Raw genomic sequence first — 22,506 nt, forward strand, 5'->3', positions numbered from 1 at the left:
GAGTGACCGCACAGTCGCGGACGGATCACGAACGGCCCTTTCAGGATGACAACGGAGAGCGGTTCATCGATGGCGAATGAAGACAGGCTGCGCGACTACCTCCGGCGGACCACGGCCGACCTGCTGCGCGCCCGGGCGGAGCTGGAACGGCTGGAACAGGCCGCGCGCGAGCCGCTGGCGATCGTCGCAATGGCCTGCCGCTACCCCGGCGGGGTGCGCACCCCGGAGGATCTGTGGCGGCTGGTCGAGTCCGGAACCGACGCGATCACCCCGTTCCCGCGCGACCGCGGCTGGCCCCTCGACGAGCTGTACGACCCCGACCCGGACCGGGAGGGCACCAGCTATGCCACGGAGGGCGGGTTCCTGCACGACGCCGCCGGGTTCGACCCCGAGCTGTTCGGCATCAGCCCCCGCGAGGCGCCGGCCGTCGATCCCCAGCAGCGGCTGCTTCTGCAGGCCACCTGGGAGGTGTTCGAACGGGCCGGGCTGAACCCGCGCGGGCTGACGGGCGAGCGGGTCGGGGTGTTCGTCGGGGTCATGTACTCCGACTACGCGTCCCGGCACGCCCGCGCCCCCGAGGGCCTCGAAGGGTTCGTCGGCACCGGCAGCGCCGGGAGCGTCGCCTCCGGCCGCATCGCGTACACCTTCGGCCTGCAGGGACCGGCGGTCACGCTGGACACGGCGTGCTCGTCGTCGCTCGTCGCCCTGCACTACGCGGCGCAGGCCGTACGGCGGGGCGACTGCGAGATGGCCGTCGCGGGCGGCGCCACGGTCATGGCGACGCCGGCGACCTTCGTCGAGTTCAGCCGCCAGCGGGGGCTGTCCCCGGACGGCCGGTGCAAGGCGTACGCCGCGGCGGCCGACGGCACCGGCTGGGCGGAGGGCGTCGGCCTGGTGCTCGTGGAACGGCTGTCGGAGGCGCGGCGGAAGGGCCATCCGGTCGTCGCGGTGCTGCGCGGCAGTGCGGTCAACTCGGACGGCGCGAGCAGCCGCCTGTCCGCCCCGAACGGCGCGGCCCAGCAGCGGGTCGTCCGGGCAGCGCTCGCCGACGCCGGCCTCGACCCCGGCGAGGTGGACGCCGTGGAGGGGCACGGCACCGGCACCGGCCTCGGCGACCCGATCGAGGCGAACGCGCTGATGGAGGTGTACGGCGGCGCGCGTCCCGCCGGCGACCCGGTGTGGCTGGGCTCGCTCAAGTCGAACATCGGGCACACGCAGGCCGCCGCGGGCGTCGGCGGGGTCATCAAGATGGTCCTGGCCATGCGGCACGGCGTGCTCCCGGCGAGCCTGCACATCGACGCCCCCACTCCGCACGTCGACTGGGCCGCGGGCGGCCTCGCCCCGCTCACCGCCGCCCGCCCCTGGCCCGAGCGGGACCGCGCCCGCCGCGCCGCAGTCTCATCGTTCGGTATCAGCGGCACCAACGCCCACGTCGTCATCGAACAGCCCCCCGCGGACGCGGACCAGGAGGGCGGGGAACATCCGGAAGGCCAGGAGCACCCGGACGGGCGGCCGGTGGTCTGGACGGTGTCGGGCCACACGGAGCAGGCCCTGCGTGACCAGCTCACCCGGCTGCGCGAGTGGGTGAGCGGCCATCCGGACGCCCGCCCGGCCGACGTGGCCCACACGCTCCGCACCGGCCGCGCCGATCTCCTCCACCGCGCGGTCGCGGTCGGGACCGACCTGCCGGGACTCACCGGGGCGCTGGCGGCGCTGGAGGAGGGACTCCCGTCCCCCTACGCGGCGTCGGGGGAGGCGGGGGCCCCGGCGCGGCCGGTGTTCGTCTTCCCGGGCCAGGGGTCGCAGTGGGCCGGCATGGCGCGCGAGCTCTTCGCCTCCTGGGAGCCGTTCCGCGAGGAGATGCTCAAGTGCGCCGCCGCCCTCGCCCCGCACGTCGAATGGGACCTGGTCGAGGTGGTGACCGCGCCCGCCGGCGGCACGACCGGCGCACTGCTGGACCGGGTCGACGTGGTGCAGCCCGCACTGTTCGCCGTGATGGCGTCGCTGACCGCCGCGTGGCGCTCCCTCGGCGTCGAACCGGCCGCCGTCGTGGGTCACTCCCAGGGGGAGATCGCGGCGGCGTACGCCGCGGGCATCCTGGACCTGGCCGACGCGGCCGCCCTGGTGGCCCGGCGCAGCCGCGCGATCGCGGACATCGCGGGCGGCGGGGCCATGGCGTCGGTCGAGCTGGCCGCCGCCGAGCTGCGCCGCCGGTTCGGCGACGTGGACGGCATCGCCGTGGCGGCGGTGAACGGGCCCGCCGCGACCGTCGTCTCGGGAGAGGCGGGCGCGGTGCGAGAGCTCGTCAGCCGGTGTGAGGCGGAGGGCGTGCGGGCGCGGCTCGTGCCCGTGGACTACGCGTCCCACTCACCGGCCGTGGAGCCGCTGCGCGAACCGCTGCTCGCCCGGCTGGCGGGGATCCGGCCCAGGCCGGGGCACGTCCCCTTCCACTCGACCGTACTGGCCGGCGAGGTGGACGGCGCCGCGCTCGACGCCGCGTACTGGTACGACAACCTGCGCGAGCCGGTGCGCCTCCGCGAGACCGTCGCCGCCCTGGTCGAGGCGGGACACCGGTGTTTCCTGGAGGTGAGCCCGCATCCCGTGCTGACGGCGCCGCTGCGCGACACGGCCGAGGAGGCGGGGGCCGCCGCGCACGTCGTGGGCACGCTCCGCCGCGACGAGGGTGGGCTCGACCGGCTGCTCGCCTCCGCCGGGGCGCTGTTCGCCGCCGGTGTTCCCGTGGAGTGGGGCCCGTTCACCGCCGGAAGCAGGGTCGACCTTCCCACCTACGCCTTCCAGGAGCGGCGGTTCTGGCTGGACACCGTCACCGCCGCGCCGCCCGCCGCCGCCCCCGGCCCGTCCGGGCTCCCGTCGGCGGGCCATCCCGTGCTCGGCGTCGCCGTCGAGGACACCGGTGGCCGGCGGGTGCTGTTCTCCGGCGTCCTGCCGGCGGAGGGGTGGTCGCGGCAGCACCGGCTGGGGGAGCGCCGGCTGCTCCCCGGGAGCGGGCTGGCCGAGCTGGCGCTGGCGGCGGGGGAGCGCGTCGGCCTGTCCCGGATCGAGGACGTGACGCTCCTGGCCCCCGTGGAGGTGGCGGAGGCCGCCGTCCGTCTGCAGGTCGAGGTGGAGGCCGCGCCGGGCGGCGCGACGTTCGCGATCCACGCCAGGACGGGGGAGGGGGACGCCGCAGGTCCGTGGCGGCTCCACGCGTCCGGCTCCCTGGCCCCGGGCGATCTTCCGGGCGACAGTCCCAACGACCTCCCCAACGACCTTTCCGGTGTTCTTCCCGGCGACGGCGACGCGGCCGGACCCCCGGGCGAATGGCCGCCGGAGGGCGCGGAGTCCCTCGACGTCGAGGCCGGGTACGGACGGCTGGCCGAGGCGGGGGCCCACTACGGCCCGGCCCTGCGCGCGGTGCGTGCCGCGTGGGCCCGGGACGGCGAGGTGTTCGCCGAGGTGTTCGCCGACTCGGCCACGAATCCGGCCACGAGTCCGGTCACAGATCCGGCCGCTGATCCGGTCGACGATCCGGCCGCCCGGGTGGCCGGGCCGGGCGGGCACGCGACGGGCCCGGCAACGGAGGGGGACGGGTACGCGATCCACCCCGCCGCGCTGGACGGCGCGGTCCAGGCCGCCTTCCTCGACCGCGTGCTGCGGGCCGGGGACGACGGCCCGCCCGAGCCGGTCGTCCCCTTCGCCTGGAGCGGCGTGCGGGCGTACACGCCCGCCGCCGGGCCCCTACGGGCCCGGGTGACCCGCACCGGTCCCGACACCTACGCCCTGCTCCTCACCACGCCGGACGGCCAGGCCGTGCTGACGGCCGACGAGGTCCGCGTACGGCCGGTGCCCGCGCCGGAGGCCGGGCGGCCGGAGCGGCCGGAAGCCCCGGACGCGTACGAGGACAGGCCGCATCCGCACCTGCACGCGCACTCGCACCCGCCCCTGGGCCCGGCCCTGCGCCTGCGGCCGCCGCGGAAGCGCGCGCTCGCCGGGCACCACCCGGGGGAGGCGGGCGGACCGGCCACCACGCTCGCGGCCGCCGACGGCGGTCACGCCGGGGCCCACGCCGTACTGAAGGGGCTGACCGCGCGGGAACGCGAGGAACGCCTCCTCGACCTGGTGTCCCGGGGGATCGCCGGCCTTCTCGGGTACGACTCCGCGGGGGAGGTCCGGCCCGACCGGCCCTTCCGGGACCTGGGGCTCGACTCCCTGACCGGCGTGCAACTGCGCGACCACCTGGGGCGCGCGCTCGGCCTGCGCCTGCCCAGCACGCTGGTGTTCGACCACCCGACCCCCCGGGCCCTGGCCCGCCACCTGTCCGAGTCCGTGGCGGGCTCCGAGACGGTGGCTGAGACAGGCGCTGAGACGGGCGCCGCCCCGGCCGTCCCGCAGGCGCGCGACGACGCGGAGGACCCCGTCGTGATCGTGTCCATGGCCTGCCGCTACCCCGGGGGCGTCACCACCCCCGAGGAGCTGTGGGAGTTGCTGGAGGCGGGCGGCGACGCGATCGGGGAGTTCCCGGCCGACCGCGGCTGGGACCTCGCGACGCTGTTCGACGACGACCCGGACACGCCCGGCACGTCCTACGCACGCCACGGAGGCTTCATCCACGACGCCGCCGACTTCGACGCGGACTTCTTCGAGATGAACCCCCGGGAGGCGCGGGCGGCCGACCCGCAGCAGCGGCTGCTGCTGGAGACGTCGTGGGAGGCGTTCCAGCGCGCCGGGATCGACCCCACACGGCTGCGCGGCTCGCGCACCGGCGTCTACGTCGGCCTCATCTACACCGAGTACGGCGCGCGGGCCCAGGACGACCCCCGCGAGCACGGCGGTTACCTCGGCACCGGCAGCGCCGGGAGCGTGGCGTCCGGCCGGATCGCCTACACCTTCGGCCTGGAGGGGCCGGCCATCACGGTCGACACCGCGTGCTCGTCCTCGCTCGTCGCCCTCCACCTCGCCGTACGGGCGCTGCGGGCCGGGGAGTGCGACCTGGCCCTGGTCGGCGGGGCGACTTTGATGGCCACACCCGCGACGTTCGTGGAGTTCAGCCGCCAGCGGGGGCTGTCGCCCGACGGCAGGTGCCGCGCGTTCGCCGACGCGGCCGACGGGACGGGCTTCAGCGAGGGCGTCGGCCTGCTGCTGGTGGAGCGGCTGTCGGACGCCCGCCGCGAGGGCCACCCGGTGCTGGCCGTCGTGAAGGGGACGGCGGTCAACCAGGACGGCGCGAGCAACGGCCTCACCGCCCCGAACGGCCCCGCCCAGGAGCGGGTGATCGCCGAAGCGCTGCGCGCCGCCGGCCTCGCCCCCGCCGACGTGGACGCGGTCGAGGCCCACGGCACGGGCACCACCCTCGGCGACCCGGTGGAGGCGCGGGCCCTGCTCCGCACGTACGGCGCGACCAGGGGCGACCGGCCGCCGCTGCGGCTGGGCTCGCTCAAGTCGAACATCGGCCACACCCAGGCGGCGGCCGGGGCCGGCGGCCTCATCAAGATGATCCTGGCGCTGCGGCACGAGACGCTGCCGCGCACGCTGCACGTCGACGCGCCCTCCCGCCACGTGGACTGGGACGGCGGCGGGCTCGAACTGGTCACCGAGGCCGTGCCCTGGCCGTCCGGGGATCGGCCGCGGCGGTTCGGCGTCTCGGCGTTCGGGATGAGCGGCACCAACGCCCACGTGATCGTCGAGGAGCCGCCCGCGGCGGACCTCGGCCCGGGCCTCGACCCGGACCCCGATTCAGGCGTGGAGCAGGAGCCGGCCGTCGCGGTTCCGCTGGTCCTTTCCGCCAAGTCGGCCGGGGCGCTGCGCGGTGAGGCGCGACGGCTCGGCGAGTACCTGGAACGGCACCCCGGCGTCCCGCTCGCCGACGTCGCGGCGGAGCTGGTGCGCACCAGGGCCGAGTTCGGGCACCGCGCGGTCGTGGTGGCCTCCGGCAGGGAGGAGGCGATCGAGGGGCTCGCCGCCGTCGCCGGCGGGACGCCCTCCGCGACCGTCGTCACCGGACACGCGCGGCAGGCACGCCGGCCGGTCTTCGTCTACCCGGGGCAGGGAACGCAGTGGGACGGCATGGCCCGCGCGCTGCTGGAGGAGTCGCCCGCCTTCGCCGCGCGGATCGCCGAGTGCGCCGCCGCCCTGGACCCGGTCACCGGCCGGTCCCTGCGGGAGGCCCTGCTCGGCGGCGCCGACCTGGGGAGGGTCGACGTCGTGCAGCCCGTCCTGTGGGCCACGATGACCGGCTTGACCGCCGTCTGGGAGTCCTTCGGCGTACGGCCCGCCGCGGTCGTCGGGCACTCCCAGGGCGAGATCGCCGCCGCGCTGGCGGCCGGCGCGCTGTCGCTGGAGGAGTCGGCGGCGGTGGTGGCGCTGCGCAGCCGGGCGCTGCTGGCGTTGTCCGGACAGGGCGCGATGCTCTCGGTCGCCGCCTCGGCGGACATGGTCCGCGCGGCCGTCGAGGCGACGGGCGACGGGACGAGGATCGCGGTCGCCGCGATCAACGGGCCGGCCGCCACCGTCGTCGCGGGAGAGGCCGGAGCGGTGCACCGGCTGGAGCGGGCGCTGCGTGAGAGGGGAGTGCGCGTCCGGCTCGTCGAGGTGGACTACGCGTCCCACTCCCCGCAGGTGGAGCCGCTTGAAGCCGAACTGCTGGAGGTGCTGCCCGAGCCCGCGCCGCTGCCTGAGTACACGGCCGACGTGTTCTCCACGGTGACCGGGGGGCGGGTCGAGCCCGGCGGGGAGACGGGGTTCGGGCGGCCCGCGTACTGGTACCGCAACCTGCGCAGCCCCGTGTTGCTGCAGTCCGCCGTGGAGGCCGCCCTCGCGGCCGGGCACGAGGTCTTCATCGAGGTCAGCCCGCATCCGGTGCTCGGCATGGGCGTCCAGGAGATCCTGGAGGCGGCTGCGGAGGACCGCTCGACGGCCGTCGTCGGAACCCTGCGGAGAGAGGACGGCGGTCTCGGCCGGGTGCTCGTCTCGGTCGCCGAGGCGTGGGTGAACGGCGTGCCGGTCGACTGGGCCGCGCATCCGCCCATCGCGCGGCGGGTCCGGACGCCCCGGCGGATCCCCACCCTGCCGACCTACGCGTTCGACCGCCGCCGCCACTGGCTGGAGCCCGCGAGACCGGCCGCGGCGCCGAGGGCCCGCGGGACCGGCCATCCGCTGCTGGACACCGTGGTCCGGCCGGCGGGCGAGGACCGCGTGCTGCTTCTCGGCAGGGTCGGCCTCGACGACCACCCCTGGCTGGCCGGCCACGCCGTGGACGGCGCCGTTCTGGTGCCCGGCGCGGTGCTCGCCGAGCTGGCCGCCTTCGCGGGAGAGTCGGCCGGGGTGCCACGCGTGGACGAGCTGACGCTGACCCGGCCGCTCGTCCTGGAGCCGTCCGGCGCGGCGGAGATCCAGGTGACGGTCGGGCCGGCCGAGCCGGACGGCCGCCGCGAGATCGCTCTGCACGCCCGGCCCGCGCCCGGCACGGCCGCCGCCGCGTCCGATCCCGTGGCCGATTTCGCGGCCGATCCCCTCGGTCCTCCCTGGACCGCCCATGCGACCGGCTTCCTCGCCCCCGCCGTCCCCGCGCGGGTGAACGGGTCCCACAGTCCGGCGCCGGACGACCGGGCCGGCCCGGTCGGCGAACGGCCCGGCGGCGCGTGGCCGCCGGCCGGCGCCGTCCCGCTGCCGGTGGCCGGGCTGTACGAGGACCTGGCGGCCAGGGGGTACCACTACGGACCGGCCTTCCGCGGTCTGCGGTCGGCCTGGCGGTCGGGGGACGACGTCGTCGCGGAGGTGTCCCTGGAGGTCCCGGCGGGTTTCCGCGTCGCCCCGACGCTGCTGGACGCCGCGCTGCACGCACTCGGCCCCGCCGGGCTGTTCCCCGACGACGGCGCCGTACGACTGCCCTTCACCTGGAGAGGGTTCACCCTGCACGGCCGGGCGCCGGGAACCGTACGGGTGCGCCTCGGCCGGGCGGGCGACGACGCGGTGGCGGTCGAACTGGCCACCGCCGAGGGCGTGCCGGTCGCGTCCGTCGAGGCGGTGACGCTCCGCGCGGCCGACCCGGCCGACCTCGCCGCGGCCTCCGTCGGCGACGCGTTGCACGAGCTCGTCTGGGAGCCCGTGTCACCCGGCTCGGGGGTGCCCCGCGAGCGCGCGTGGGTGCTCGGCACGGACGCCGAGGCCGACCACCCGGACCTGGACGCGGCGCTCGCGGCGCTGGACGCCGGGAGACCGGCTCCGGACGTGCTGGTTCTCGACGTCCCCTCTGCCCTAGGGGAGGGCGACGTGCCGGAGGCGGTCAGGGCGGCCCTGCTGGAGGTGCTCGGCACGCTCCGACGCGGCCTCGCCGACCCCCGGCTGGGCGGGACGCTGTTCGCCGTCCGCACCCGGGACGCCGTGGCGGCGGCCCCGGGCGACGCGGTGGACGCGCTCCACGGCGCCGCCGTCTGGGGCCTCGTCCGCAGCGCCCAGAGCGAGGAGCCCGGCCGGATCGCCCTGGTGGACGCCGGCTCCGCTCCGCTCGCCCAGGTGCTCGACGCCGTGGCCACCGGAGAGCCGCAGACGGCCGTCCGGAACGGCCTCCCGCTGGCGCCGCGGCTCACCACCCGCCGTCCCGACCTCGTACGGCCCCGCGGCGCCTGGCGTCTGGAGGCGGGGGAGGGCGGCGTCGCCGAGGACCTGGTGTGCCGGCCGGTGGAGGAACGGCCGCTGGGACCCGGCGAGGTGCGGGTGGCCGTACGGGCCTCGGGGCTCAACTTCCGCGACGCGATGCTGGTGCTCGGCATGTATCCGGGCTCCGCCGACCTCGGCACCGAGGGCGCCGGGGTCGTCGCCGAGGTCGGCGACGGCGTCACCGGCCTCGCCCCCGGGGACCGCGTGATGGGGCTCGTCCCCGGCGGCGTCGGCCCTTCGGCCGTCACCGATCACCGCCTGCTCGCGCCGATCCCGCCCGGGCTCACGTTCGCCCAGGCGGCCACCGTGCCCGCCGTGTTCCTCACCGCCTACTACGCGCTGAGGGATCTGGCCGGCGCGCGGCCCGGGGAACGGCTGCTCGTGCACTCGGCGGCGGGAGGCGTCGGCGGGGCGGCGATCCAGCTCGCCCGCCACTGGGGACTGACGGTCTTCGGCACCGCGAGTCCCGCCAAGTGGCCGCACCTGGAACGGGCGGGCCTGCCGCGTGAGCACGTCGCGAACTCGCGCGACCTGTCCTTCACGGAGGCCGTCCGGGCCGCGACCGGCGGCCGCGGCGTGGACATCGTGCTCAACTCGCTGGCCCGGGAGTTCGTCGACGCCTCGCTCGGGCTGCTCGCGCCGGGCGGCCGGTTCGTCGAGATGGGCAAGACCGACGTGCGCGACCCCGGCGAGATCGACGACCGGCACGGCGTGCTCTACCGGGCCTTCGACCTGGCCGAGGCCGGGCCGCACCGGATCGCCGCTATGCTCGCCGAGATCGCCGCGCTCCTCGCCGAAGGGGTGCTCACGCCGCTTCCCGTCACGGCCTGGCAGACCGGCCGGGCCCCCGAGGCCGTACGGCACCTCGGCCTCGCCCGCCACGTCGGCAAGGTGGCGCTGCGCGTCCCCCGCCCGCTCGATCCGGAGGGGACGGTCCTGGTCACCGGCGGCACGGGAGGGTTGGGACGCCTCGTCGCGGCCCATCTGGCCCGCGCCCACGGCATCCGGCACCTGCTCCTGGTGAGCAGGCAGGGCGAGCGGGCGCCGGGGGTGGAGGCGTTGCGTGCCGAACTCGGCGCGCTGGGGGCGCACCTGACCGTCGTCGCCGCCGACGTCGCCGACCGCGCCGCGCTGGCGGGAGCGCTCGGCGCGGTGCCCGCCGGGCATCCGCTCACCGGGGTCGTGCACGCGGCCGGCGTCCTCGACGACGCCACGCTCGCCACCCTCACCCCCGAACGGCTCGACGCGGTGCTGCGGCCCAAGGCCGACGGCGCCTGGCACCTGCACGAGCTCACCCGGGAGCTCGACCTCGCCGCGTTCGTGCTGTTCTCCAGCGCGGCCGGGATCGTCGGCAGCCCTGGGCAGGCGGCCTACGCGGCGGCCAACGTCTTCCTCGACGCGCTCGCCGCCGCGCGGGCCCGGCAGGGGCTCCCCGCGACCTCCGTCGCCTGGGGGCTGTGGCGTTCCGACAGCGCCATGACGGGCGCGCTCACGGCGGCCGACCGGGCGAGGATGGCGCGCTCCGGCCTGCTGCCGCTGGCCCCCGAGCACGCCCTGTCCCTGCTCGACGCGGCGCTGGACGCCGCCGCGCCCGCCCTGGCCGCCGTACGGCTCGACCCGGCGCGGCTCGCGGCGATCCCCGACCTCGCCGCGCCGCTGCGGGCGCTGGCCCGCCGGGGCGCCTCCGCCCCGGCGCCCGCCACCCCCAAGAGCGACGAGGGCTCGGGGGACTCCGGCGGGCTGCCCGCCCTGCTCGCCGCGGCGGACGCGGAACGGCGCAGGGTGCTGGTGACCGAGACCGTGCTGCGGAACGTCGAGGCGGTCCTCGGCCGGGCACCGGAGGACGACGCCGGGGAGCGGCGCAGCTTCAAGGAGCTGGGGTTCGACTCGCTGACCGCGGTCGAGCTGCGCAACCGCCTCGGCAAAGCCACCGGCCTGCGGCTGCCGGCCACCGTGGTCTTCGACCAGCCGACCCCCGACGCCCTGGCGGCGTACCTGCTCCGGCGCCTGGTCCCGGACGACCCCGAGCCGGCGGTCCCGGCTCCGGTGGCCGCCGACACCACGGAGGAGATCCCCGCGACCGCGGAGGAGCTGTTCCGGTTCATCGACTCCGAGCTCCGGTCCGAAGGGCGGCGGCATGTCTGACGAGAGGCTGGTCGAGTACCTACGCTGGACGACCGCCGAGCTCACCCGCGTGAAGAGGGAACTGGCCGCGCTGACGGAGCCCGAGCCCGTGGCCGTCGTCGCGACGGCCTGCCGGTTTCCCGGCGGGGTGCGCTCGCCGGAGGACCTGTGGCGGGTGGTCGCCGAGGGCGCCGACGCGGTGGGGGAGCCGCCGGGCGACCGCGGCTGGGACCCGGCGCTGCGCGACCGCGCGAAGGCAGGGGGGTTCCTCGACGACGCGGCGGGTTTCGACGCCGCCTTCTTCGGCATCGCCCCTCGGGAGGCCGTCGCGATGGACCCCCAGCACCGCCAGCTCCTGGAGGTGTCCTGGGAGGCCATGGAGCGGGCCGGCGTCGTCCCGGCCTCGCTGCGCGGCAGCCGGACCGGCGTGTTCACGGGGGTGATAAACGACGACTACGCCCCGCCGCTCGACGGCGTGCCTCCGGAGGCCGAGGGCTATCTGATGACGGGCAACGCGACCAGCATGGCCTCCGGCCGGCTGTCCTACACCTTCGGGTTCGAGGGCCCCGCCCTCACGGTCGACACGGCGTGCTCGTCCTCCCTCGTCGCGATCCACCTGGCCGTCCGGTCGCTGCGGGAGTCCGAGTGCGACCTGGCGCTCGCCGGCGGGGTGACGGTGATGGCAACCCCCCGCGTGTTCGTGGAGTTCGCCCTCCAGGGCGGGCTCGCCGCCGACGGCCGCTGCAAGGCGTTCTCCCGTACGGCCGACGGCACCGGCTTCGGCGAGGGCGTGGGCATGCTGGTGCTGGAGCGCCTCGGCGACGCCCGGCGCGCGGGCCACCCGGTCCTCGCCGTCATCCGCGGCTCGGCGGTCAACTCCGACGGAGCGAGCAACGGGATCACCGCGCCGAGCGGCCCCGCCCAGCGCAGGGTCATCGAGGCCGCCCTGCGGTCCGCGGGGCTGTCCCCGGCGGACGTGGACGCCGTCGAGGCGCACGGCACCGGCACCGCCCTCGGCGACCCCATCGAGGCGGGCGCCCTGATCGAGGCGTACGGCGCCGCCTCCGGGCGGCGCGAGCCACTGTGGGTCGGGTCGGTGAAGTCGAACCTGGGCCACACGCAGGCCGCCGCCGGAGCGGCCGGAGTGATCAAGATGATCGAGGCGCTGCGGCACGGCGTGCTGCCGGCGACGCTGCACGCGGAGGAGCCGTCCGAGCTGGTCGACTGGGCCGAGGGCGGGGTGGCGCCGCTGACCCGGCCCCGGCCCTGGCCCCGCGGCGAACGGCCCCGCCGCGCGGGAGTCTCCTCGTTCGGCATCAGCGGCACCAACGCCCACCTCATCGTGGAGGAGGCCCCGGAGCCGTCGCCGGTCTCCGGTCCGCAGCCGGAGCCGTCGCGGGAGCCGGTTGATCACGCCGGGGCGCCCCCGGCCGTCCCCTGGGTGCTGTCGGGCCGGTCTCCCGAGGCCGTGCGGGCGCAGGCCGCCCGCCTGCGCGACCTCCTGCGTGCGCAGGACCGGCCCGGCGAGCGCCCGGAAGCGGCGCGGAGCGGGGTGGCGGCGTGGAGTGGGGAGGCGGCCGGCCTCGCGGCGGTGGCGCGGACGCTCGTCGGCGCGCGGTCGTCGTTCCGCCACCGGGCGGTCGCGCTCGGTGAGGACGCCGCCGAACTGGCGCGTGAGCTGGACGCGCTCGCCGCGCCCGGCTCGCCGGTCACCGCCGTCCGGCCCGCCCCCACGGTGGCGTTCGTGTTCTCCGGGCAGGGAACCCAGCGTCCTGGCATGGGCCAGGAGCTGCACCGGCGGTTCCCCGCCTACGCGGAGGCGTTCGACGCCGCCTGCGCCGCCCTGGACCGCGCGCGTGCGCTGCGGGACGCGCGGGGGCCGCGGGTGGCGGAGGTCGTGTTCGCCCCCGCGGGATCGCCGGAGTCGGCGTCGCTGCGGCGGACCGAGTACGCCCAGCCCGCGCTGTTCGCCGTACAGATCGGGCTCGTCCGGCTGGCCGAGGACCTGGGCCTGGTCGCGCACGCGCTGCTCGGCCATTCCATCGGGGAGCTCACGGCGGCGCACGCAGCGGGGGCGCTGTCGCTCGACGACGCGGCGTCCCTCGTGGTGGCGCGGGCGCTGGCCATGCAGGCGGCGCCGGAGGGCGGCGGCATGGTGTCGCTGCGGGCGCCGGAGCCGGAGGTCGCGGCCTCGCTGGACGGGATGACCGGCCTCGTCTCGGTCGCCGCCGTGAACGGGCCTCGCTCGACGGTGATCTCCGGGGACGCCGCCGCGGTACGCAGGCTGGCGGCCGAGTGGCGGGCGAAAGGCGTGCGCACCAAGGCTCTCGCGGTGAGCCAGGCGTTCCACTCGCCGCACATGGAATCCGTGCTGCCCGGCCTGGTGGAGGCCGCTCGCGGGCTCACCGTGCGGGAACCCGCGACGGCCCTCGTCTCCACCCGTACGGGACGGCCCGTCACGCGCGAGGACCTGGCCGCGCCGGAGCACTGGGCCGCCCAGGTGCGTGAACCGGTCCGCTTCCACGACGGCGTCCGCGCGCTGCGCGAGCTCGGCGTGGACACCTTCGTGGAGATCGGCCCGGACACGACGACGACCGGCATGGTCGCCGACTGCCTCGCCCAGGAGGGCGACGACGTGGCCGCCGTGCCGCTCCTGCGCGACCCGTCCGCCGAGGCCCGCTCGGTCCTGCGGGGGCTCGCCCAGGCGTACGCGCGGGGCGTGCCGGTCGCCTGGGGCAGGGTCGTCGGCGAGGGGCCCGCGGCCGACCCCGCCGCCGTCCCGACCTATCCCTTCCGGCACGAGCGGCACTGGATCACCGCCTCCCCCCGCGCGCGGGGCGGCTCGCCGCGAGAACGCGAGCTGTGGAGCGCGGTGGACGACCTCGACCCCGAGAGGTTCGCCGCCCTCGTCGGCGGCGTCGACGCGCCGCCGGGCGCTCTGCGTGAGGTCGTGACGGCGCTGCGGCGGTGGCGGTCCGAGGAGGCCGGGACACCGCCCGACGGAACAGCCGGAACAGCCGGAAACGCCGGGACGCCGTCGGTGGCGCTCGACGGCGTGCCGGCCGAGGAGCGGCACGGCGTGCTGCTGGCGATCGTCCTGGCGGCGGTGGACGGCGCCCTCGGCCACGCGGGCGGAGCGGTCGGCCCGCACGACGACCTCACCCAGGCCGGCATCACGTCGTTCGGCGCCCTGGAGATCGCGGGCCGCGTCGCCCGCGAGACGGGCCTGGAGGTCCCCCCGGGCCTGGTGCTCGACCACCGCACGGCTCACGAGCTGGCGGCCCGCCTGGACGAACTGCTCGCCCCCACGGCCACGAGACCTGAGGCCGAACCAACCACGACCACCGGGACCACGGCCAACGGAGCCGAGGTCACCGGGAGCGCGGCGGGGGTCGCCGTGCCGTCCGGCGTGGTCCCGACACATGGCGGCACCGGCACCCACGGTGCGGACGACCTGGAGTCCCGATGACCACTGACACCGCCGCGGCGCTGGCGCGGCTGCGCCTGCTGCACCGCGAAGGGGCGCTCGCCGAGCGCTTCGACGAGGTTGCCCCGCTCCTCGCCGCGATGTCCGCCGAGGACGCCGCCCGGGCGGCGCGGCTGCTCGCCCAGGCCGACCTGGACGCCGTACGGGAGCGCCATCCGGATCTGCCGCGGGTGCGGGTGACCGTCACCGGGCACGGCACGCTGGAGGCGCTGCGCGTCGCGCTCGTCGGCGAGCTGGCCCGCCACGGGTACGTGCCGTCCGTGCGGCCGGCCGCGTTCGGGTCGTACGTCTTCGAGCTGGGCGACCCGGGCAGCGAGCTGTACGCCGAGCGGCCCGACCTGGTGGTCTGCGTGCTCGACCACGCCACGGTGTTCGACGAGGTGGGCGTGCCGTTCACGGCGGAGGACGTCGAGCGGGTGCTCGGCGAGAAGCTCGCGCTGTGGCGGGGACTCGCCGCGCGGTACGCCGCGAGCGGCGGCTCGGGGACGCTCGTGCTCAACACGGTGCCGCTGCCCCGCCTGTGGCAGGCGCGGCTGCTCGACCACGGCTCGCGGGCCCGGCTGGGCGCCGCCTGGCGGCGGGCCAACGCGGAGCTGCTGGAGCTGGGCGCGTCCTCCGGCCGGGTGGTCGTGACGGACCTCGACCCGCTCCTGACGTCCGCGACCGAGCTCGCCGACTCCCGCTTCGCGACGTATGCCGGAGCGAACCTGTCCGACGGGCTGCTCGGCGCGTACGCGCGGGAGCTCGCCCACCTCGTCAGGGCGCGGACCGGCCGGGCGAAGAAGGTGCTGGCCCTCGACCTGGACGGCACGTTGTGGGGCGGCGTCCTCGGTGACGACGGCGTGGAGGGCATCGAGGTCGGCCGCGGCCCGCGCGGCGAGGCGTTCCGCCGGTTCCAGGACGTGGTCAAACAGCTGGGCTCCCAGGGCGTGCTGCTCGCCGCGGTGAGCAAGAACGACCGGGAGCCGGTGCTCGCCGCCCTGCGTGACCACCCCGGCATGGTGCTGCGCGAGGACGACTTCGTCCGCGTCCTCGCCAACTGGAGTCCCAAGCCGGGGAACCTGCGCACGCTCGTGGAGGAGCTCAATCTCGGCGGCGACAGCGTCGTCTTCGCCGACGACAGCCCGTACGAGTGCGCCGCGGTCGCGGCGGAGCTGCCGGAGACCGTCGTGGTCCACCTGGACGGCGACCCGGCGACGCACGCGGACACGCTGCTGGCCGACGGGTGGTTCACCACGACCGAGGTCACCGCGGAGGACCGGGTGCGGACCCGCCGCTACCACGAGGAGGCGGCGCGGTCGGACTTCCTGGCGGCCGCGGGCTCGGCCGAGAGGTTCCTGGCCGGTCTGGGCGTGTCCGTGCGGCTGGCCCCGGCGCGGCCGGAGGAGGTCGCCCGCCTCTCCCAGATCACGCTGCGGACCAACCAGTTCAACCTCACCACCGAGCGCCTGTCGCCCGAGGAGGTGCGGGAGCGCGCCGGGCGTCCGGACTCCCGGGTGCTCACCGTCTCCTCGGCCGACCGCTTCGGCGGCAACGGCCTGGTCGGCGCGGTCTTTTTGAGGGCCCGGCCCGACGGCCTGCTGATCGAGAACTTCCTGTTGAGCTGCCGGGTCTTCGCGCGGGGGATCGAACAGGCCGTGCTGTCGGCGGTGCTCCACGCCGCCAGGGACGCCGGTTTCCCCGCCGTGCGCGGCCGCTTTCTGCCGACGGCCAAGAACGGCAAGGTACGCGACCTCTATCCGCACTACGGCTTCGCCGCCGACGGGGAGACGCCGGGAGAGTCGCCGGGGGAGGCGTGGTTCGTCCACGGCCTGGAGGCCCTCACCGGCGTTCCCGCCCACCTCACGTTGCACACCGAGGGGCTGGTGGTCCCGGAGCCGTCCCTGAGCCGTTGACAATCTGAGGCAACCTCAGGTTGACTGTCCGGCGACGTAACATGAGGAATCCTCCGCATATGCCCCTTTGACTCCCCTGAAGGAGAGGACGTTGGCCGAGGGAATCGCCGTCTCCGTGCACGACACCGCACCCGTCTGGCGTGGCGACACCGCGGGCGACGCGCTGCGCCGCTCCGTCGATCTGGCTCAGGCCGTGGAGGCGCTGGGCTACCGGCGTTACTGGGTCGCCGAGCACCACAACACCCCGGCGCTCGCGACCTCCAGCCCGGCCGTGCTCGCCGGGTCAATCCTCGCGGCGACCTCCACCATCCGCGTCGGCTCCGGCGCGGTGCTGCTGCCCAACCACTCGCCGTACGTGGTGGCCGAGCAGTTCGGCGTCCTGGCCGGGCTCTACCCGGACCGGGTGGACCTCGGGCTCGGCCGCGCCGCCGGAGGGTCCGGCGAGGCCGCCGCCCGCATGGGCGACCCGCGCGGGCTCGACTTCCCGAGCGCGCTGCGCGAGCTGGGCGAGTACTTCGCCGGCGGCAGCGGCGGCGTCCGGGCGATCCCCGAGCCGGCCACGCCGCCCGAGATCTGGCTGGTGGGGTCGAGCGCGTCCAGCGCCGCCGCCGCGGGCCGCCTCGGCCTGCCGTACGTGTACGCGCACGCGATCGTCGGCGCGGGCGCGCCGGAGGCCCTGGAGGCCTACCGCCGGGCGTTCCGGCCCTCGGCGGCCCTCGCCGAGCCGCACGCCTGCGTGGCCGTGATCGCGGTCGCGGCCGACAGCGACGAGCGCGCGCACCGGCTCGCCACGTCCTTCGTGTACGGCCAGATCCTCATGCGCACGGTCGACCCCGCGACCGTACTGCCGACGGAGGAGGAGACGGCCGCGCACCGGTTCACCCCGGAGGAGGAGCGGTTCCTGCGGGACAAGATCGGCCCCCAGTTCGTCGGCAGCCCCGAGCGGATCGCCCCCCGGCTCGGCGACCTGCTGCGCGCCACCCGCGCGGACGAGCTGTTCGTGCTCACCCAGGTGCCCGACCACCAGGCCAGGATCCGCTCCTACGAGCTGATCGCCAAGATCGTCTCGTCGCTGTAGTCCCCTCACGCGACGGCGCCGCCGATTCAGCACGGCTTTAGAACCGGCGAGCACTGTGTCTGTGGCCGGAGATCCCTTCCGGCCTGGACGTCGCAACGATTGGGACGAGGATGGGTGCTGCCCCGAGGCCCGGAACCACCGCCTCCGCCGTCATGGCGGGGGCCGCCACGCTGATGCTGGCTCTCACCGCCTGCTCCTCCGGAGCGGACGACCCGGCCCCCGCCGCCCAGGGGAAGGCGGAGGCCGCGGGAGCGGTGTCCCCCCGCACCGGGGGCACGCTGCGCCTGGCGGTCGAGAAGGAACCGGAGTGCCTGGACCCCCACCAGAGCCCGACGGAGTCGGCTCGGCTGCTGACCCGGCCGTTGGTCGACTCCCTGGTCTACCAGGACCCGCGAGGCGGCCTCCATCCCTGGCTCGCCCGCGAGTGGACGGTCTCCGGCGACCGGCGGACGTACACGTTCCGGCTGCGGGAGGGCGTGACCTTCACCGACGGCGCGAAGTTCGACGCGGCGGCGGTCGTCGCCAACCTCGACCACGTGGTCGCCCCCGAGACCAAGTCGCTGCTCGCCGGCAGCCTGGTCGCGGCCTACGACTCGGCGAAGGCCGTCGACCCGCTGACCGTGGAGGTGCGGCTGAAGCGGCCCGACTCCGGCTTCCTCGCCGCGCTCGCCCAGCCCAACCTCGGGATCGAGTCCCCGGCCACGCTGAAGGGCCCGGCCTCGAAGCTGTGCGCCACCGTCGTCGGCACCGGGCCGTTCAAGAGCGACGGCGGGCTCACCCCGCAGAAGGGCATCGACTACGTCAGGAACCCGGCGTACGGCTGGGCTCCGGAGGGGGCGCCACGCACAGGCCCCGCGCCGCTCGACCGCATCGAGGTCACGGTCGTGCCGGACAACTCGGCCCGGCTCGGCGCGCTCACGAGCGGCCAGGTCGACGTGATCACCGGCCTCGCGCCGTCCTCCGTCGGCACGTTGAAGGGCACCCCGGGCTTCGCCCTGCACACCACGCCGTTCCCCGGCGCCAACTACAGCTACTGGCCCAACACCGCGAAGGGCCCGCTGAGCGACGTCAACGTGCGCAAGGCCCTGCGGGCGGGCGTCAACTGGCGGCAGATCGTGAAGAACGTCTACTTCGGGGTGTACGACGGCGCGCAGGGGCCGTTGTCGGCCAGCACGCCCGGTTTCGACGGCTCGCTCTCCTCCGCGTACGGCTACGACCCGGCCGAGGCGAACCGGCTGCTCGACCAGGCCGGATGGACGCAACGGGACGCGCAGGGCTACCGGACCAAGGACGGCAGGCGGCTCACCCTGCGCCACATGTGGTCCGACCCGTCGGTGAGCACCCTCGCCGTGCAGATCCAGGCCTCGGCCAAGCAGCTCGGCGTCGAGCTGGTCGAGGAGAACCTCGACGGCGGCACCTTCGTCAACCGCCTGCTGGACGGCGACTACGAGCTGATCGACACGAGCTTCTCCTCACCCGGGCCGGACGTGCTGCGGGTGCTGTTCGGCGCCGACAACATCCCGACGCCCAAGCGCGGGATCAGCAACAACATGGCGAGGTACGACAACCCGCAGGTGGAGGCCTACTTCAAGCGGGCACTCGACGCCCGGGACCAGTCCGAGCAGTTCGGCGTCTACGCCGAGGTGCAGCGGCGGGTCACCGACGACGCGGCGGTGCTGCCGATCTACTCGCCGCTGTCCACCGTCGCGGCCCGCGAGGGTGTCCGGGACGTGCGGTTCAACGTCGACGGCACGCCCGACCTGTCCAGCATATGGCTGGCGTCCTGAAGATGTCCCCGGCGGGAGCGGCGGCGGCGCGGACCGAGGACCGCCGCTCCGGCCGGGGCCACGGGTCGCTCGTACGGCTGGTCCTCGTCCGCCTGGCCGCATCGGCCGGTGTGCTGTGGGGAGCGGTGACGGTGACGTTCGTGCTGCTGCAGGTCATGCCGGGGAGCACGGCCGACGTCCTGCTCGCCCGGACCTCGGTGAGCCCCGAGGTCCGCGAGCGGATCGTGGCGGAGTACGGGCTCGACGACCCGATCCCGGTGCAGTACCTCACCTACCTCGGGCGGATCGTGCGGGGCGAGTTCGGCGAGTCGTACGTGCTGCGCAGGCCGGTGTGGGGCGAGATCGCCGCACAGCTCCCCTCCACGCTTCTGCTGGTGGCCACGACCCTGCTGGCGACGATCGTCGCGTCGGTCGCGCTCGGGGTGGTGAGCGCCAACCGCCGGGCCTGGGTGCGCTCGCTGTTCGCGTCGGCCGAGTCGCTGGTCGTGGCCCTGCCGCCGTTCTGGCTGGGGCTGCTGCTGCTGACCGTCTTCTCCTTCACCCTGCACTGGTTCCCGGCCATCGGGTCCTCCTCGCCGGCCGGGCTGGTCCTGCCGACCGCCGCCCTGGCCGCCGGGCCCGCGGCCGTCGTCGCCGGAGTGCTGCGGGAGGGGCTGCTGCGCGCGGCGGACGAGCCGTTCGTGGTCACCGCCCGTGCCCGGGGCCTCGGCGAGACGGCCCTGCGCCTGCGGCACGTGCTGCGCCACGCCCTGATCCCCGTCACCACGCTGCTCGGCTGGATCGCCGGCTCTCTGATCGGCGGCGCGGTCATCATCGAGATCGTCTTCTCCCGGCAGGGCATCGGGCGGCTGGCGCTGTCCGCCGTGGCGAACAAGGACATGCCCGTGGTCGTCGCGGTCGTCCTGGTGACGGCGATCGCGTTCGTGCTGGTCACCATCGCGGTCGACATCCTCACCTGGGTGATCGATCCCAGGACGCGGGACTCGGGGAGGTAGGGGTGCCCAGAAGTCTCTGGCCCTGGGCGGCCGTGCTGGTGCTGCTGGCCGCCATGGCGGCGGTCCCGTCGCTGTTCACGGGGATCGACCCGGACGCCGCCGACCTGGACGCGACGCTGCGGCCGCCCGGCGCCGGGCACTGGCTCGGCACCGACCAGAACGGCCGCGACCTGTACGCCCGGATCGTGTACGGAGCCCGGCCGTCCCTGCTGATCGGGGCCGGCGCGGTCCTGCTGGCCCTCCTGGCCGGCGTCGTGATCGGGGTCGCCGCCGCCCAGCTCGGCCGGGTCGCCGACCAGGTCCTCAGCCGGTCGCTCGACGTGGTCCTGTCCGTCCCCGGCCTGCTGCTGGTCTTCCTCGTCGTCGCCGTGCTCGGCCCCGGGAGCGGCACCGCCGCCGTCGGCCTGGCGGTGATCTCCACGCCCGGCTTCGCCCGGGTGGCCCGGGCCGAGGTGATCCGCCTCCGCGCGGCGCAGTACGTCGAGGCCGCCCACGGGTTCGGCTGGTCCCGCGCGCAGGTCGTCGTCCGCCACGTGCTGCCCAACGCCGCCGCCCCCGTGCTGGCGCTCGCGACGGTGAGCCTCGGCGCCATGATCGTCGCCAGCTCCTCGCTGAGCTTCGTGGGCCTCGGCCCCCGGCCGCCGACGGCCGAGTGGGGCGCCATGCTCTCCGACAGCCGCGAACTCCTGGCCCTCGCCTGGTGGCCCGCCGTGTTCCCTGGGGTGGCCATCACCCTCGCGGTCCTGGCCGTCACGCTCGTCGGCCGCCATCTCAACGCCCGCGCAGAGGGGAGGCGGTCGTGACCACCGAGGGAGGGGGCAGCCCCCTCGTCGCCGTACGGGACCTCGCGGTGGGCTTCCCCACCCGGCACGGGACGGTGGAGGCGGTGCGCGGCGTGTCGTTCCGGATCGACCGCGGCCAGGTCGTCGCGATCGTCGGCGAGTCCGGCTCGGGCAAGAGCGTCACGGCGCGCAGCCTCGCCGGCCTGGCGGGGGAGGGCGCCCGGGTCGCCGCGGCCGAGCTGACGTTCGACGGGATCGACCTGCGCCAGGTGCGGGGCCGGGCCTGGCGGTCGCTGCGCGGGCGCCGCCTGGGGTTCGTCCTGCAGGACGCGCTGGGGTCGCTCGACCCGCTGCGCCGGGTCGGCGCGGAGGTGGCCGAGCCGCTGCGCACGCACCGCGTCGTGCCCCCGAAGCAGGTGGACGCCGAGGTCGAGCGGCTGCTCGGCGAAGTGGAGATCCCGGCCCCGCGCAGCCGCGCCCGGCAGTATCCCCACCAGCTGTCGGGCGGGCTGCGCCAGCGCGCGCTCATCGCCTCGGCGCTGGCCGCGCGGCCCGACCTGCTGATCGCCGACGAGCCGACGACGGCCCTGGACGCGACCGTGCAGCGGCAGGTGCTCGCGCTGGTGCGCGAGCGGGTGAGCGACGGCACCGCGGTGCTGCTCATCAGCCACGACCTGGGCGTGGTCGTGGAGATCGCCGACTACGTGTACGTGATGAAGGACGGGCTGTTCGTCGAGGAGGGCCCGGCCGCGGCGGTTCTGGAGTCGCCGTCGCATCCCTACACCGGGACGCTGGTGGGCGCGGCGCTCGGGCACGGCCGCCGCGCGCCGCGGCCGGCCGGGCGGCCGGGCCGGGGGACGGACGAGGTGCTCCGGGCCGAGGGCCTGGCCAAGCGCTACACCCTCCCGGGGCGGGGCACGCTCACCGCGGTGGACGACGTGTCCGTCACGGTCGAGGCCGGGCAGACGCTGGGCGTCGTCGGCGAGTCAGGCTCGGGCAAGACCACCCTCGGCCGGCTGCTGATGGGCCTGCTGGAGCCGGACACCGGGCGGGTGCTGCTCGACGGCGCACCGTGGAGCGGGCTGCACGGCCAGGCGCGGCGCACGGCCCGCCGCGCCGTCCAGATGATCTACCAGCATCCGCTGTCGTCCTTCGACCCCCGCTACACCGCCCGGCAGATCCTGGAGGAGCCGCTGCGCGCGGGCCGGACACCCCGCGAGGAACGCGACCGGCACGTGGCGCGGCTGCTGGAACACGTCGGGCTCGCGCCCGGCGTGCTCGACCGGCGCGCGCGGGAGCTGTCCGGCGGGCAGCGCCAGCGCCTCGCCATCGCCCGGGCCCTCGCCCCCGGGCCGCGGGTCATCGTCTGCGACGAGCCGGTCTCCGCGCTCGACGCGTCCATCCAGTCCCAGGTCCTCGACGTGCTCGCCGACGTCCAGGAGCGGCTCGGGGTGGCGTACGTGTTCATCTCCCACGATCTCGGCGTCATCCGCCGGCTGAGCCACCGGGTGGTGGTGATGAAGGACGGCCGGGTGGTGGAGAGCGGTGAAATGGAAAAGGTATTCGACCATCCCGAGCATCCGTACACGAAAGCGCTTCTCGACGCGGTTCCGCATTTCCGGCCGCGATCGGCGGCGGAATTCAAGGAAGTGGGCGCGACCGGCGCATAAGCCGTTCTAAGGCCGGGCTCAAGGCGACTTGTT

Annotated in this window: 7 protein-coding genes and 1 pseudogene; all 8 read left to right on the top strand. The window is 76.0% G+C overall.

The annotated features are described in order from the left end of the window. Positions 1-105: 105 nt before the first annotated feature. Positions 106-10,800, top strand: a pseudogene (locus tag FED44_RS28665) (type I polyketide synthase); the annotation flags it as partial. Beyond that, positions 10,793-14,248: a type I polyketide synthase gene (locus tag FED44_RS28670; RefSeq protein ID WP_154956578.1), complete on the top strand. Its 3,456-nt coding sequence runs from the start codon at positions 10,793-10,795 to the stop codon at positions 14,246-14,248. The pseudogene FED44_RS28665 and the gene FED44_RS28670, both read left to right, overlap by 8 nt. Further along, a complete protein-coding gene (locus tag FED44_RS28675) occupies positions 14,245-16,161 on the top strand; it encodes an HAD-IIIC family phosphatase (RefSeq protein ID WP_138462666.1) in 1,917 nt (638 codons plus the stop codon). The genes FED44_RS28670 and FED44_RS28675 overlap by 4 nt, the downstream gene beginning before the upstream one ends. Positions 16,162-16,252: 91 nt before the next feature. After that, positions 16,253-17,239: an MsnO8 family LLM class oxidoreductase gene (locus FED44_RS28680; protein ID WP_208759232.1), complete on the top strand. Its 987-nt coding sequence runs from the start codon at positions 16,253-16,255 to the stop codon at positions 17,237-17,239. 110 nt (positions 17,240-17,349) lie between these two features. Further along, positions 17,350-19,026 carry an ABC transporter substrate-binding protein gene (locus FED44_RS28685; RefSeq protein ID WP_208759233.1) on the top strand — a complete coding sequence of 559 codons (1,677 nt, stop codon included), beginning with the start codon at positions 17,350-17,352 and terminating at the stop codon, positions 19,024-19,026. A 2-nt stretch (positions 19,027-19,028) separates the two neighbouring features. Next, entirely contained in the window at positions 19,029-20,021 is a 993-nt protein-coding gene (locus FED44_RS28690; protein ID WP_208759234.1) for an ABC transporter permease, read from the top strand. Between the two features lie 2 nt (positions 20,022-20,023). Continuing rightward, positions 20,024-20,824 carry an ABC transporter permease gene (locus FED44_RS28695; RefSeq protein ID WP_208759235.1) on the top strand — a complete coding sequence of 267 codons (801 nt, stop codon included), beginning with the start codon at positions 20,024-20,026 and terminating at the stop codon, positions 20,822-20,824. Further along, the gene (locus FED44_RS28700; protein WP_138462668.1) at positions 20,821-22,473 is read left to right on the top strand and encodes a dipeptide ABC transporter ATP-binding protein; all 1,653 of its coding nucleotides are present in this window, start codon (positions 20,821-20,823) and stop codon (positions 22,471-22,473) included. The genes FED44_RS28695 and FED44_RS28700 overlap by 4 nt, the downstream gene beginning before the upstream one ends. The last annotated feature ends 33 nt before the right edge of the window (positions 22,474-22,506 follow it).

Origin of the sequence: Microbispora triticiradicis (assembly GCF_005864065.1) — a bacterium.
GTDB lineage: Bacteria > Actinomycetota > Actinomycetes > Streptosporangiales > Streptosporangiaceae > Microbispora > Microbispora triticiradicis.